Below are 13,327 nucleotides of genomic sequence, written 5' to 3' on the forward strand. Positions count from 1 at the left end.
GCTCGCTGCTACGCGAGATCCGCCGGAGAGGACAGGGTTCCGCGAACTGCAGTGGCCGCCGCAACCAGAGGCGACACGAGGTGAGTGCGACCACCCTTGCCCTGACGCCCCTCGAAATTGCGGTTGGACGTGGATGCCGAACGCTCTCCCGAGGTGAGCTGATCGGGGTTCATTCCCAGACACATCGAGCAGCCGGCCTGCCGCCACTCGGCACCTGCTGCGGTGAAGATCTCACCGAGCCCTTCCTCTTCGGCCTGCGCGCGCACCCGCATCGACCCGGGTACCACCAGCATTCGCACGCCGTCTGCGACGCGGCGGCCCTCGAGGACGGACGCCACCGCACGCAGATCCTCGATGCGGCCGTTCGTGCAGGAGCCGACGAACACGGTGTCGACGGAGATCTCGCGGATCGGTGTACCGGCTTCGAGACCCATGTACTGCAAGGCCTTCTGGGCCGATACGCGCTCGCCCTCGTCGAGCATTGCCTCGGGATCGGGCACGGCATCTCCCAACGGAGCACCTTGACCCGGGTTCGTTCCCCAGGTGACGAACGGCGTCAGAGTGCTCGCATCGATGTGTACCTCGTTGTCGAACACTGCATCCGGGTCGGTTGCCAGTTCGTTCCAGGCGGCCACCGCCGCATCCCACTCCGCCCCCTGGGGCGCATGCGGCCGTCCCTTCAGGTATTCGTACGTGATCTCGTCGGGTGCGATCATGCCCGCGCGCGCCCCGGCCTCGATCGACATGTTGCAGATGGTCATTCGGGCTTCCATCGACAACTTGCGGATGGCCTCACCGCGATATTCGAGCACGTATCCCTGACCGCCGCCGGTACCGATCTTGGCGATCACCGCGAGAATCAGATCCTTGCTCGTCACACCGGGAGCCAGTTCTCCGTCGACGGTGATGGCCATGGTCTTGAACGGTCGCAGAGACAGAGTCTGGGTGGCCATCACATGCTCGACCTCGCTGGTGCCGATTCCCATTGCGATCGAACCGAATGCACCGTGCGTCGAGGTGTGGCTGTCTCCGCACACGATGGTCATACCCGGCTGGGTCAGACCGAGCTGCGGGCCGATGATGTGGACGATGCCCTGATCGAGATCTCCCATCGGGTACAACCGAACTCCGAATTCCTCGCAGTTGCGGCGCAGAGTATCGACCTGGGTGCGTGAGACGAGATCGGCAATCGGCGCGAAGATGTCGGCCGTCGGGACGTTGTGGTCCTCCGTTGCGATCGTCAGGTCCGGGCGACGAAGCTCGCGGCCGGCCAACCGCAGACCGTCGAATGCCTGGGGGCTGGTGACCTCGTGTACGAGGTGCAGATCGATGTAGATCAGATCCGGCTCACGTGCACCGCCTTCTCCCCCACCGGGGACGACCACATGTTGGTCCCACACCTTCTCCGCCAGCGTCTTCGGCGCTTGTGCTACGGACGCATCGGATTTCGTCGTTTCGGACATCGCTGTCGCAGACCTCGTCTTCCCTGTCGTCGCGCCGGCGGACGGGCTGGTCCACCTCGCGTGATCGTCTCGACATCGTCCCCCACGGCACGCTGGACTTCTCGCGGTTGTGCAATCTCAGCATTCGGGAGGCTAATATCGTTCTATGAGACAGCATAGCCTGAGCGGCGCCGTCGACAAATCGAGCGGTATCGGTGTCCTCGACAAGGCCATGGCCGTGTTGCATGCAGTGGCCGAGACACCCTGCACTCTCAACGACCTGTGTGCCCGCACAGCGCTCCCCCGCGCCACTGCGCATCGGCTCGCGGTTGGACTCGAAACCCACCGCCTCCTCGTGCGCGATTCCGACGGATTGTGGCGCACCGGTCCGGGGCTGGGGGAATTGGCGGCGAGCGCGTCGGATGCGCTACTCGACGCCGCAGCATCGGTACTGCCTCGGCTTCGCGAAATCACCGGAGAGAGCGTGCAGATCTACCGCCGCGAGGGGACCGTTCGCGTCTGTGTCGCATCCATGGAGCCCCCGACCGGTCTCCGAGATACCGTGCTCGTCGGGGCCCGGCTACCCATGACAGCCGGCTCCGGTGCCAAAGTTCTTCTGGCATGGGCAGATTCGCAGACTCAACGCACAGTGCTGCCGGACGCCGAATTCGGCGAACGGGTGCTGCTGGAGATCCGCAGGCGAGGGTGGGCGCAGAGCGCAGGTGAACGTGAGCCGGGGGTCGCGAGCGTCTCGGCTCCCGTTCGCGACATCAACGACACTGTCGTGGCGGCGATCTCGGTGTCCGGCCCGATCGACCGCATCGGACGCAAGCCGGGCGCACGCTGGGCGGCAGACCTGCTCGCCGCCGCCGACGCGCTGCACAAGCGCCTCTGACCGCCGAACCGAGGCCGATCGCGCGGCACCCACCAAAAACCGGCTGAAGAGGCCGCAGAAGTGGAGTACGTTCGTCTCGAACGGCCCACCCGGCCGGTCGCCGACTGCAAGGAGTGCCCCATGTCAGAATCCGGCAGCGAAGAGTTGAAGAAGAAGTTCCGCGAGGTTCTCGAACAGAAGAACAGCAAGTCGCACAATTCCGTCGACCACAAGGACGGTGGCCCCAAGGTGAACAATGTCCACGGTCCGGCCGATCACCAGAAGATGTTCCGCCGCAAGAGCGTCTGACGCGAAGCGACACCACCGCACGACAGCAACGACGGTCACACCGAAACGACAGAACCCCCTCGATCCGGAGATCGAGGGGGTTCTGTCTTCGTAGCCCCGACGGGATTCGAACCCGCGCTACCGCCTTGAGAGGGCGGCGTCCTAGGCCGCTAGACGACGGGGCCAGGAACTTCACCTGCATTGTTGACGCTGTATCGAACACGTGATGCTGAGGTAGCTTAACTGCCTCGGCATCGGCGGCAAAATCGCCACTCACCTGCTCGCTGGGGTACCAGGACTCGAACCTAGAATGGCGGTACCAGAAACCGCTGTGTTGCCAATTACACCATACCCCAATGGACTTGAATCGAAGTACGCATCCGATCGATGTGCACTGCGTTTCGAGCCGGGATAGAGACTATCAAAGGTCACTACCCATTCTCCAAATCGGCTGCTCAGAGCCCTGATAACCGCCCTCGACCGCCCGCGAGGCCCGCTCGGACACCATCGCGTGAACGCAGAACCCGCGCATCGTCGGCCGCAGAGCATGCAGCAGACTCCTGTTTCGTGAGCGTTCTCGAACTTCGCAGACGCCGATGAAGGTGCTGCTCGTTCCCCAGGGCAACCGGGCCGTGCTGATCCGCCTCGAGGAGGACGGCTCCCCGTCCGGCGGCAGTTCCCCTGCCGAGGAGGTGACCGACGATCTGGTGGGCTCCGTGGCCGCTGTCGAGCGAGAGCACGCTCCCCGCTGGGTGTGGGAGGACACGAGCCGCATCTACCCGCGACTGCTCGACGCAGGGGTGCGGGTCCGGCGCTGCCACGATCTCGCCCTCGTCGGTGCCATTCTGGCGATGCGAACGGGGCGCACCACGACACCGTCCACACCCGCAGACCTGCGACCCGGATTGTTCGACGCCGACCCGCATGCCGATCCGGTGGCAGTGCTCGCCCACTACCGCCGTCAGATCGAGGAGATCGGTGACGATCGGGGGCTGCAGCTGTTGGCGGCCGCCGAGTCGGCCGGAGGTCTGGCCGCGGCGGAGATGACCTTCGACGGATTGCCGTTCTCGGCCGCTGCGCATCGGCGGCACCTCGACGCGACCCTCGGTGCGAGGCCGGTCGACGGATCGACTCCTCCTGCGTTGGTGAAGCTCGAGAACGAGATCTCGTCGGTGTTCGGGCGCCGCGTGAACCCCGGTTCACCCGCAGAGGTGGTCGCCGCGTTCGCGCGCGCCGGTATCGAGCTCACATCCACTCGAGCACACGTGATCCGAGACATCGACCATCCTGCGGTGCCGCTGTTGCTTAGCCACCGAGATCTGTCGAAACTGCACAGCACCAACGGGTGGACGTGGCTGGACGCGTGGGTTCGCGGAGATCGTTTCCGGCCGGTCTACGTGCCGGGGGCCGTCGTCTCCGGCCGCTGGGCGAGCCGGGGCGGTGGGGGTCTGCAGATCCCGAAACCGCTGCGCGCCAGCGTGATCGCCGACTCGGGGTACACCTTCGTCGCCGCCGACGCCGGCCAGCTCGAGCCCCGCATTCTCGCCGCGATGTCGGGTGACCCTCGCATGGTCGCCGCTGCGGGAACAGCGGATCTCTACGCCCCCGTCGCCGCCGAGTCGTTCGACGGTGATCGTGCGCACGCCAAGGTCGCTGTTCTCGGAGTGCTGTACGGCGCGACGTCGGGTGAGGCTCGTGCGTTGCTGACCCGCCTACGCGCCAGATTCCCCGACGCGGTGGCGGTCGTGGAAGAGGCGGCGCGGGCCGGTGAGCGGGGCGAGGTGGTCCGGTCGTGGCTGGGCCGAGCGTGCCCTCCCCCTACGCCGCAATGGTGGTCCACCGGTGACGCCCACGCGCGTGGCCGATTCACGCGCAACTTCGTGGTGCAGGCGACCGCAGCCGAGTGGGCGCTGTGCCTGTTGGCAGATCTGCGCGGGCGATTGCGGTCGAGCAGAAGTGAGTTGGTGTTCTTTCAGCACGACGAAGTAGTCGTGCATTGTCCACTCGGAGACGCACCGTGGGTGTCCGAGGCCGTTGCGGCGGCGGCAGAGTCGGCTACGCGTCTGATGTTCGGCGACACGGCAGTGCTCTTCCCGATGGAGACCAGGATCGACCGCTTCTACGGTGCCCCGGCTGCCGAGCCGGAGTTCGGGCCGGAGTCCGACTGAGCGCTCGGTGGGTCCTCGAACGTCACGTCTATTTCCTCGAACGCAGTACTGCGCTGCGCTTCTGCCTGTCCGGTGTAGGTGAGTTTGTCACCTTCGGTCAGGTCGACGTCGTCGGTGAACGGGGCCAGAAGGGCCCGCGGGAACAGCCTGTCGACACGAACCACGTTGATCTCGATGCAGATCACGATCGATACCGAGGTCACGTACAGAAAGGCCAACAGCCCGAGCACGACCGCAAAGACACCGTTCGTCACCGTCGCACTTGCAGCGACGTACTTCACGTACACACCGCCGAAGGTCTGCAGCAGCTGCCACGTCAGACCGGCTGCTATGGCTCCCGGGAGTACCTGTCCGATCGACACCGCTCGCACTGTGGCGAGCCGAAACGCAACGACGAACACCCCGACGTACAGCAGCGTTCCGATCACGAACACGACGAGACCGGATTCCGGACCGAAATATCCTGCGGCACTGAGCACATTGAGTGCGGTGATCGCCATTACCGCCAGACCCACGGTGCTCAGCAAACCCAATCCCCGCACTCGGGCTCGAATGGGATCGGGCCGAAGATTCTTCGGTACGGCCCATGCGGTGTTCATCGCGTTCTGCAGCGCAACGGACACGCCGAGTCCGCCGTACAGCGACCCGAGGATACCCACCGTCAGACCGACCGTGCCGCCACCTATCCGTTCGGGACGCCCCAGTTCTTCCCCGATCGCCGGGATCTGACCGAGTGCCGAGTTCAGGATCTGTTGTTGCAACTCCGGGTTGCCCATCAACACGATGCCCAGAATCACGGAGAACAGCAGCAGCGCAGGAAAGAGCGAGACGAATGCGTAGTACGTGATCAGCGCGGCCAGGTAACCACCCTGATCGTCGACGAACTTGTAGACCACCGCAATCGGAAATCCGAGAACCGGACGCCTGCGCTGCAGTCGATCCAGTCGGTCGGCGACGCTCATGTGCGAAAGTCTCCGACCGACCTCGACGGCCGACGTCGCACCGCCGTCACGCGATAAGGGTACGTGCGGCGGTCAGACGAGCGAGGGTCCTCTCGCGGCCGAGAAGTTCCATGGACTCGTACAGCGGCGGGCTGATGTGGGAGCCGGTGACTCCCACCCGAACCGGCGCGAAGGCCTTGCGGGGCTTGAGTTCCATCTTCTCGATGAGCGCGTCCTTGAGGGCGACTTCCAGCTCGGCCGTCGACCAAACCGTCACTGCGGTCAGTGCTTCGATGGCGGCGTCGAGTACCGGTGCCGCGTCTGCGCCGAGATTCTTGGCCGCCGCTGCAGGATCGATCTCGAACTCCGCGTCGTCGACGAAGAGGAACTTCAGCAGGCCCCACGCATCCGACAGCACGACGATGCGCGTCTGCACCAGATCCGCCGCGACAGCGAACATCTTCTCGTCGACCGGCTCGGTGAGATGCCCTCGAGCAACGAGGAATTCGCGTAACCGTGCCGCGAAGTCGTCTGCAGCCAACATCCTGATGTGCTCGGCGTTGATCGCGTCGGCCTTCTTCTGGTCGAAGCGCGCAGGGTTGGAATTGACCGACGAGATCTCGAACGCCGCCACCATCTCGTCGAGCGAGAACACGTCGTGATCGTCGGAGATGCCCCACCCGAGCAGCGCCAGGTAGTTCAGCAGCCCCTCCGGGACGAAGCCTCGGTCGCGGTGGATGAAGAGGTTCGATTCGGGGTCACGCTTGGACAGCTTCTTGTTGCCCTGGCCCATCACGAACGGCAGATGTCCGAACTCCGGGGTGCGGTCGGCCACACCGATTCGGATCAGGGCCTCGTACAGTGCGAGCTGTCGAGGCGTCGACGACAACAGGTCCTCGCCGCGCAGCACGTGCGTGATCTTCATCAGTGCGTCGTCGACCGGATTGACCAACGTGTACAGCGGAACTCCGTTGCCGCGAGTCAAGGCGAAGTCCGGTACGGTCCCCGCCTTGAACGTGGTCTCGCCGCGTACGAGGTCGTTCCACGTCAGATCGTGATCGGGCATGCGCAGCCGCACCACGGCCCCACGGCCCTCGTCGAGGAATCCCTGCCGCTGCTCCGGCGTCAGGTCGCGGTCGAAGTTGTCGTAGCCGAGCTTGGGGTCACGCCCGGCGGCCTTGTGCCTCGCTTCGACTTCCTCGGGCGTCGAGAACGACTCGTAGGCTTCGCCGGCATCGAGCAGTTGCTGTACGACAGCCACATGCTGGTCTCGTCGCTGCGACTGGCGGTAGGGCTCGTAGGGACCGCCCACCTCGGGGCCCTCGTCCCAATCCAGACCGAGCCATCGCAGCGCGTCGAGCAACGCTGCGTAGGACTCTTCGGAATCGCGAGCGGCGTCGGTGTCCTCGATCCGAAAGACGAAGGTGCCGCCGTGATGTCGCGCGAACGCCCAGTTGAACAGGGCGGTGCGGACCAGACCGACGTGCGGTGTGCCGGTGGGCGACGGGCAGAACCGAACGCGGACATCTGCTGCTGTGGTCATCGTTGTCCTACTTCTTCGCTGCGACTGGGTTGGTCAAGGTACCGATTCCCTCGACGGTGATCGACACACTGTCTCCGTCGGTGATGGGGCCGACACCCTCGGGCGTTCCGGTCAGAATGACGTCTCCGGGCAGCAGGGTCATCACCGCGGACACCCACTCGATGATCTTCGGAATATCGTGCAGTAGAAGCGAAGTACGACTCTGCTGCTTGACGACGCCGTCGACCTCGGTCTTGATCTCGAGGTCGGAAGGATCGAGGGACGTCTCGATCCACGGCCCGAGGGGGCAGAACGTGTCGTGCCCCTTCGCCCGGGTCCATTGCCCGTCGTGCTTCTGATGGTCGCGTGCCGAGACGTCGTTGGCGACGGTGTATCCGAGCACCACGTCGTACGCCTTGGAGGCGGGCACGTCCTTGCACGGACGACCGATCACGATGGCGAGTTCGCCTTCGTAGTGCACCTCGTTCGACGACGGAGGCAGCACGATGGGCGCACCCGGACCGACGATGGAGGTGTTCGGCTTGATGAAGATGACAGGAGTCTCCGGTGCTTCACCACCCATCTCGGCGGCGTGCGCGGCGTAGTTCTTACCGATGGCGATCACCTTGCTGGCGAGGATCGGTGCGAGCAGTCGCACGTCGGCCAGTGGCCACGATCGACCCGTGAACGTCGGTGTGCCGAAAGGATGTTCGGCAATTTCCTTGGCCGTCCGGGCATCCCCCTCACCTTCGATACTCACGAATGCCACACCATCAGGACTTGCAATTCGACCGAGACGCATGTCGAAAGTCTATCGACCGCCATTCTTCGCACGCCGATGCCGTCCGGTCCGTCGATCTTTCGCCGGTGTAATGTTTCGATCTGTATCCAGATAGCAAGATTATGTGTTCACATAGTGAGACGAGAGGCCGGAATGAGCGCCACGAAGCAGCTGTCCAGTATCGGCGAGACGCGACGGTGGTTCATGCTCGTGCTCGGGATGCTCGCGCAGACTGCCGGTGCCGTCTTCATCAACGGTGCTGCATTTCTCATTCCGGCCCTGCACGACGACCGGGGACTCGGACTTGCGACTGCAGGATTCGTGGTTGCGATGCCCACCGTGGGCATCATGCTGACCCTCATCGCATGGGGCGTGCTCGTCGACCGCATCGGCGAACGTCTCGTTCTGGTGATCGGGCTCGGGCTCACCGCTGCCGCGAGCCTGGCTGCTGTGGTCAGCACGTCCATTCCGGCGCTCGCCGCCCTGCTGTTGATCGGCGGTATGTCTGCGGCCAGCGCGAACAGCGCGAGCGGACGCGTCGTGGTGGGGTGGTTTCCGCCGCACCGTCGTGGGCTGGCCATGGGCATCAGACAGATGTCGGTTCCCCTCGGCGTGGCCGTCGCGGCACTGACCATCCCGCCTGTCGCACGTGACCACGGCGTCGGCGCGGCCCTGCTCGTGCCCGCTGCCGTCTGCGCTGCGAGCGCTCTGCTGTGCCTGGCCGTGGTCGACCCTCCCCGTCCGAATCGCACCGATGCGGCGGCGCAGGGTCTGCTCGACAATCCGTACCGCAACAGCAGCCAACTGTGGCGCATTCACGCCACGTCCATCCTGTTGGTGGTGCCGCAGTACGTGGTGTGGACGTATGCGCTCGTGTGGCTGATGACCGACCGAGGCTGGACGGCCGCGGCCGCGGGTGTCCTCGTCACGCTGACCCAGATTCTCGGCGCACTGGGTCGGATGAGCGTGGGCGCGCTGTCCGATCGTGTCGGTAGCCGCATGCGGCCTTTGCGGTGGGTGGCCGTGACGGCCGCCGCCAGCATGCTCGGGCTCGGCATCGCCGACTGGTTCGACTCCCCCGCCGCCATCGTCCTGCTCGTCGTCGCGTCCGTCGCCACCGTTGCCCCGAACGGCCTCGCGTTCACTGCTGTCGCGGAAATCTCGGGACCGTATTGGAGCGGACGCGCTCTCGGGGTACAGAACACGAGTCAGTACGTGTTCGCCTCGGCTGTGCCGCCGGTGTTCGGGGCGATCGCGGCCATCAGCTTCCCCGTGGCGTTCCTGGTGTCGGCGGTCTTTCCCGCGCTCTCCGTACCGATCGTGCCCGACGATCCGGCACCCGAGCCCACGGACGAGACGTCCGGCGCCGGTGCAGACCGCGCCCGCTGACGTGCCCAAGGGGTGACCTGCCCGTGATACACGACATGCCACGGTGGGCTGTCGGCCCACCGTGGCATGTCGTGGCGTGAGAGTTACAGGCGAGCGGCGATCCGAGCGCCGATCTCTTTCGTCGACGCGGCCGTGGTTCCCCGCTCGGCGAGATCCGCTGCGACAGCGGCTTCTACTCGCGCGGCCCCCGCCGCGTCGCCGAGATGATCGAGTAGCAAGGACACCGACAGGATGGCAGCGGTCGGATCGGCCTTCTGCTGTCCCGCGATGTCGGGCGCACTACCGTGCACCGGCTCGAACATGCTGGGGTTGGTACCGGTGGCGTCGATGTTTCCACTTGCGGCCAAACCGATTCCGCCGGTGACGGCAGCCGAGAGGTCGGTCACGATGTCGCCGAACAGATTGTCGGTGACGATCACGTCGAACCGGCCGGGATCGGTGACGAGGTGAATCATCGCGGCATCGATGTGCTGATACGCGACCTCGACGTCCGGGAAGTCCGCCGAGACTGCCTCGACCGTGCGGGCCCACAGGCTACCGGCGAACGTGAGCACGTTGGTCTTGTGCAACAGCGTCAGGTGCTTCCTGCGGGTCAGCGCCCGCTCGAAACCGTTGCGCACCACGCGCTCCACGCCGTAACGAGTGTTGACGCTGACCTCGGTGGCCACCTCGTGCGGCGTGCCGACGCGCAGCGCACCACCGTTTCCGGTGTACGGACCCTCGGTACCCTCCCGAACGACGACGACATCGATCTGCTTGTCCCCGGCCAGCGGACCGACCACGCCCGGGTACAACTTGGCCGGCCGCAGATTGATGTGGTGATCGAGCTCGAATCGCGCCCGCAGCAACAGCCCACGCTCGAGCACACCACTGGGCACCGACGGATCGCCGATGGCTCCCAACAGAATTGCGTCGTGCTCACGCAGTTCTGCCAACACCGAATCCGGCAGCAACTCTCCGGTGGCGTTGTAACGCCGCGCCCCGAGGTCGTACTCGGTCTTCTCGGCTCCGGGTGCGACCACGTCGAGAACGGCAAGCGCTTCGGCGACGACCTCCGGTCCGATTCCGTCCCCGGCGATGACGGCCAGCTTCATTTCACTCCTCGTAGTTCGTGTCGGTCCGATCGGCTGCGAGCGATCAGGACAGGTCGACCAGCTCGATGGTGGAGGCACCCACAGCGGTGGCGATGCTCGCGCTGAGCTCTGCCGGAACGTCCTTGTCGACGCGCAGCAGAATGGTGGCACCGTCGCCCTCGGAGTCCTGGCTCAGTGCTGCGGCCTGGATGTCGATTCCGGCGTCGCCGAGCAGAGTGCCGATTCGACCCAGGCTGCCGGGCTGATCCGCGTAGTTGACGATGAGGTTCTTGCCCTCGGCGCGGAGGTCGAAGTTGCGGCCGTTGATGTTGACGATCTTCTCGACCTGCGAGGTGCCCGTCAGAGTGCCGGCAACGTTGAGGACCGATCCGTCACCGTAGACGGCGCGAATGTCGACGACACTGCGGTGGTTCTCGCTCTCGGGAGCGGTGGTCACTTCTGCTGTGACACCGCGCTCCTCGGCGAGCGACGGAGCGTTGACGAACGTGACCGAATCCTCGATGACGGCCGAGAACAGTCCGCGCAACGCGGACAGTTTCAGGATCTGCACGTCCTCGCTCGCGAGTTCGCCGCGAACGTCCACCGACAACGAGGTGGGAAGTTCGTCGGACAGGGCTCCGAGCAGCACACCCTGCTTACGCACGATTTCGAGCCACGGCGATACCTCTTCGCCGACGGCCCCACCCTTGACGTTGACCGCGTCGGGCACGAATTCGCCTGCGAGAGCCAGCAATACGGACTTGGCCACATCGGTGCCCGCTCGGTCCTGCGCTTCGGTGGTCGATGCCCCGAGGTGGGGAGTGACGACGACCTGCGGCAGCTCGAACAACGGGCTGTCGGTGCACGGCTCGGAGGCGTAGACGTCGATGCCCGCGGCGAACACGTGACCGGAGGTGATGGCGTCGGCCAGTGCCTGCTCGTCGACCAGTCCACCGCGTGCGGCGTTGACGACGATGACCCCGGGCTTGGTCTTGGCGAGGGCTTCCTTGCCGATGATGCCCTTGGTCTCCGGCGTCTTCGGCAGGTGCACCGAGAACATGTCGGCCCGCTCGAGCAGCTCGTCCAGGCTCACCAGTTCGATTCCGAGCTGCGCCGCGCGCGCTGCCGAGACGTAGGGGTCGTACGCGATGATGTGGGTCTCGAACGCGGCCAGACGCTGCGCGAACAGCTGGCCGATACGGCCGAGTCCGACGACGCCGACGGTCTTGCCGAAGATCTCGACACCGTTGAACTTGCTGCGCTTCCACTCGTGCTGACGCAGAGTGGCGTCGGCAGCGGGGATCTGGCGCGCGGCCGCGAGAAGCAACGTCACCGCATGCTCGGCGGCCGTGTGGATGTTGGAGGTCGGTGCGTTGACGACGAGGACGCCGCGCTCGGTGGCTGCGGGTACGTCGACGTTGTCCAGGCCGACACCGGCGCGGGCGACGATCTTGAGGTTGGTCCCGGCAGCGAGCACCTCGGCGTCGACCGTGGTCGCGGACCGCACGAGAATGGCGTCGGCCTCGGGAACTGCAGCGAGCAACGCGGGGCGATCCGGACCGTCGACCCAGCGAACCTCGACGCCGTCGCCCAGTGCCTCGACGGTGGACGGCGCAAGTTTGTCGGCGATCAGAACGACAGGACGGCCTGGCTGGCTCACGTGAAAAACTCCCTATATCGGTTCGAGACGTGGTCGGAAAAATTCGGCGGGCTGTGCAGCACGAACAGTTTAGAGGCCCGAGACGTCACACGGTGACGCCACCGGACTCACGCACCGAAGGGCACCCCCGGCAATCCGGGGGTGCCCTTCGATCAGATTGCGTGACAACGCGATTCGATGAGAATCAGGCCGTCTCGGTGATCGGGCGGTCGACCCAGCTCATGAGGTCGCGCAGCTTCTTGCCGGTGACCTCGATGGGGTGCTCGGCGTTGGCCTTGCGCAGGCCTTCGAGCTCGGTGTTGCCGTTCTCGACGTTGGCGACGAGGCGACGGGTGAATTCGCCCGACTGGATGTCGGCCAGGATGGCCTTCATGCGCTCCTTGGTGCCTGCGTCGATGACGCGCGGTCCGGAGAGGTACCCACCGAACTCCGCGGTGTCGGACACCGAGTAGTTCATGCGGGCGATGCCGCCCTCGTACATGAGGTCGACGATGAGCTTGAGCTCGTGCAGCACCTCGAAGTACGCCATCTCGGGTGCGTAGCCGGCCTCGACCATGACCTCGAAGCCCGTCTTGACGAGTTCTTCGGTGCCGCCGCACAGCACGGCCTGCTCACCGAACAGGTCGGTCTCGGTCTCTTCCTTGAACGTGGTCTTGATGACGCCTGCGCGGGTGCCGCCGATGCCCTTGGCCCACGACAGCGCGAGGGCCTGACCCTCACCCTTCGGGTCCTGATCGATGGCGATGAGCGCGGGCACACCCTTACCGTCGACGAACTGACGACGCACGAGGTGGCCGGGGCCCTTGGGGGCAACCATGCCGACGGTCACGAACTCCGGAGCCTTGATCAGGTCGAAGTGAATGTTGAGGCCGTGGCCGAAGAACAGCGCGTCGCCGTCCTTCAGGTTGGGCTCGATCTCCTCGGAGAAGATCTTGGCCTGAGCGGTATCGGGTGCGAGCACCATGATCACGTCGGCCCACTCGGACACCTCTGCGGGAGTTCCGACCTTCAGGCCCTGCTCCTCCGCCTTGGCACGGGACTTCGAGCCTGCCGCCAGGCCGATGCGAACATCGACGCCGGAGTCGCGCAGGCTGAGCGAGTGCGCGTGGCCCTGGCTTCCGTAGCCGATCACAGCGACCTTGCGGCCCTGGATGATCGACAGATCAGCATCGTCGTCGTAGAACATCTC

General features: G+C 65.3%; 11 protein-coding genes and 2 tRNA genes. 4 read left to right on the plus strand and 9 right to left on the minus strand.

Annotation, left to right across the window (positions count from 1 at the left end):
* Positions 1-8: 8 nt before the first annotated feature.
* Positions 9-1,463 carry a 3-isopropylmalate dehydratase large subunit gene (gene leuC / locus CH281_RS20650; RefSeq protein WP_032366379.1) on the minus strand — a complete coding sequence of 485 codons (1,455 nt, stop codon included), beginning with the start codon at positions 1,461-1,463 and terminating at the stop codon, positions 9-11.
* Positions 1,464-1,608: 145 nt separating this feature from the next.
* On the opposite strand from leuC, the gene CH281_RS20655 reads away from it, so the two are divergent.
* Positions 1,609-2,337 (plus strand): IclR family transcriptional regulator, encoded by a 729-nt coding sequence (locus CH281_RS20655; protein WP_057474109.1) that lies wholly within the window; start codon positions 1,609-1,611, stop codon positions 2,335-2,337.
* A 120-nt stretch (positions 2,338-2,457) separates the two neighbouring features.
* Complete coding sequence (locus tag CH281_RS26975; RefSeq protein WP_157889886.1) at positions 2,458-2,625, plus strand: DUF5302 domain-containing protein; 168 nt, start codon at positions 2,458-2,460, stop codon at positions 2,623-2,625.
* A gap of 91 nt (positions 2,626-2,716) precedes the next feature.
* Here the strand turns inward: CH281_RS26975 and CH281_RS20665 are convergent.
* Positions 2,717-2,789, minus strand: a tRNA-Glu gene (locus CH281_RS20665).
* 99 nt (positions 2,790-2,888) lie between these two features.
* A tRNA-Gln gene (locus CH281_RS20670) sits at positions 2,889-2,960 on the minus strand.
* Between the two features lie 240 nt (positions 2,961-3,200).
* On the opposite strand from CH281_RS20670, the gene CH281_RS20675 reads away from it, so the two are divergent.
* Positions 3,201-4,772, plus strand: a complete 1,572-nt coding sequence (locus CH281_RS20675; protein ID WP_032387212.1) for a bifunctional 3'-5' exonuclease/DNA polymerase — start codon at positions 3,201-3,203, stop codon at positions 4,770-4,772.
* On the opposite strand, the gene CH281_RS20680 is transcribed toward CH281_RS20675, so the two are convergent.
* The 3 genes from CH281_RS20680 to CH281_RS20690 are packed head-to-tail and all read right to left on the minus strand — an operon-like array spanning position 4,724 to position 8,037.
* Positions 4,724-5,734, minus strand: coding sequence for a YihY/virulence factor BrkB family protein (locus CH281_RS20680; protein ID WP_179274248.1), 1,011 nt, complete (start codon positions 5,732-5,734; stop codon positions 4,724-4,726). The genes CH281_RS20675 and CH281_RS20680 overlap by 49 nt on opposite strands.
* A 46-nt stretch (positions 5,735-5,780) precedes the next feature.
* Entirely contained in the window at positions 5,781-7,256 is a 1,476-nt protein-coding gene (gltX, locus tag CH281_RS20685; protein WP_032366374.1) for a glutamate--tRNA ligase, read from the minus strand.
* 7 nt (positions 7,257-7,263) lie between these two features.
* Positions 7,264-8,037, minus strand: a complete 774-nt coding sequence (locus CH281_RS20690) for a fumarylacetoacetate hydrolase family protein (protein WP_032366373.1) — start codon at positions 8,035-8,037, stop codon at positions 7,264-7,266.
* Positions 8,038-8,169: 132 nt separating this feature from the next.
* Here CH281_RS20690 and CH281_RS20695 point away from each other — a divergent pair, with 132 nt between their 5' ends.
* Positions 8,170-9,405 carry an MFS transporter gene (locus CH281_RS20695; RefSeq protein WP_032366583.1) on the plus strand — a complete coding sequence of 412 codons (1,236 nt, stop codon included), beginning with the start codon at positions 8,170-8,172 and terminating at the stop codon, positions 9,403-9,405.
* An 83-nt stretch (positions 9,406-9,488) separates the two neighbouring features.
* On the opposite strand, the gene CH281_RS20700 is transcribed toward CH281_RS20695, so the two are convergent.
* The 3 genes from CH281_RS20700 to ilvC all read right to left on the minus strand — a co-directional run bounded on the left by CH281_RS20700 (position 9,489) and on the right by ilvC (position 13,324).
* Positions 9,489-10,499, minus strand: a complete 1,011-nt coding sequence (locus CH281_RS20700) for a 3-isopropylmalate dehydrogenase (protein ID WP_032366372.1) — start codon at positions 10,497-10,499, stop codon at positions 9,489-9,491.
* 43 nt (positions 10,500-10,542) lie between these two features.
* On the minus strand, positions 10,543-12,138 hold the full coding sequence (serA, locus tag CH281_RS20705; RefSeq protein WP_027496645.1) for a phosphoglycerate dehydrogenase: 1,596 nt from the start codon (positions 12,136-12,138) through the stop codon (positions 10,543-10,545).
* Between the two features lie 184 nt (positions 12,139-12,322).
* Complete coding sequence (ilvC, locus tag CH281_RS20710) at positions 12,323-13,324, minus strand: ketol-acid reductoisomerase (RefSeq protein WP_170944858.1); 1,002 nt, start codon at positions 13,322-13,324, stop codon at positions 12,323-12,325.
* Between the last annotated feature and the right edge of the window lie 3 nt (positions 13,325-13,327).

This window comes from Rhodococcus sp. 06-221-2 (assembly GCF_002258365.1).
GTDB classification, from domain to species: Bacteria; Actinomycetota; Actinomycetes; order Mycobacteriales; family Mycobacteriaceae; genus Rhodococcoides; species Rhodococcoides fascians.

What these genes read in the sequence shown, in the direction of transcription:
- leuC (WP_032366379.1), bottom strand. Translation starts at nt 1,463, where the DNA reads ATGTCCGAAACGACGAAATCCGATGCGTCCGTAGCACAAGCGCCGAAG.
- CH281_RS20655 (WP_057474109.1), top strand. Translation starts at nt 1,609, where the DNA reads ATGAGACAGCATAGCCTGAGCGGCGCCGTCGACAAATCGAGCGGTATC.
- CH281_RS26975 (WP_157889886.1), top strand. Translation starts at nt 2,458, where the DNA reads ATGTCAGAATCCGGCAGCGAAGAGTTGAAGAAGAAGTTCCGCGAGGTT.
- CH281_RS20675 (WP_032387212.1), top strand. Translation starts at nt 3,201, where the DNA reads ATGAAGGTGCTGCTCGTTCCCCAGGGCAACCGGGCCGTGCTGATCCGC.
- CH281_RS20680 (WP_179274248.1), bottom strand. Translation starts at nt 5,734, where the DNA reads ATGAGCGTCGCCGACCGACTGGATCGACTGCAGCGCAGGCGTCCGGTT.
- gltX (WP_032366374.1), bottom strand. Translation starts at nt 7,256, where the DNA reads ATGACCACAGCAGCAGATGTCCGCGTTCGGTTCTGCCCGTCGCCCACC.
- CH281_RS20690 (WP_032366373.1), bottom strand. Translation starts at nt 8,037, where the DNA reads ATGCGTCTCGGTCGAATTGCAAGTCCTGATGGTGTGGCATTCGTGAGT.
- CH281_RS20695 (WP_032366583.1), top strand. Translation starts at nt 8,170, where the DNA reads ATGAGCGCCACGAAGCAGCTGTCCAGTATCGGCGAGACGCGACGGTGG.
- CH281_RS20700 (WP_032366372.1), bottom strand. Translation starts at nt 10,499, where the DNA reads ATGAAGCTGGCCGTCATCGCCGGGGACGGAATCGGACCGGAGGTCGTC.
- ilvC (WP_170944858.1), bottom strand. Translation starts at nt 13,324, where the DNA reads ATGTTCTACGACGACGATGCTGATCTGTCGATCATCCAGGGCCGCAAG.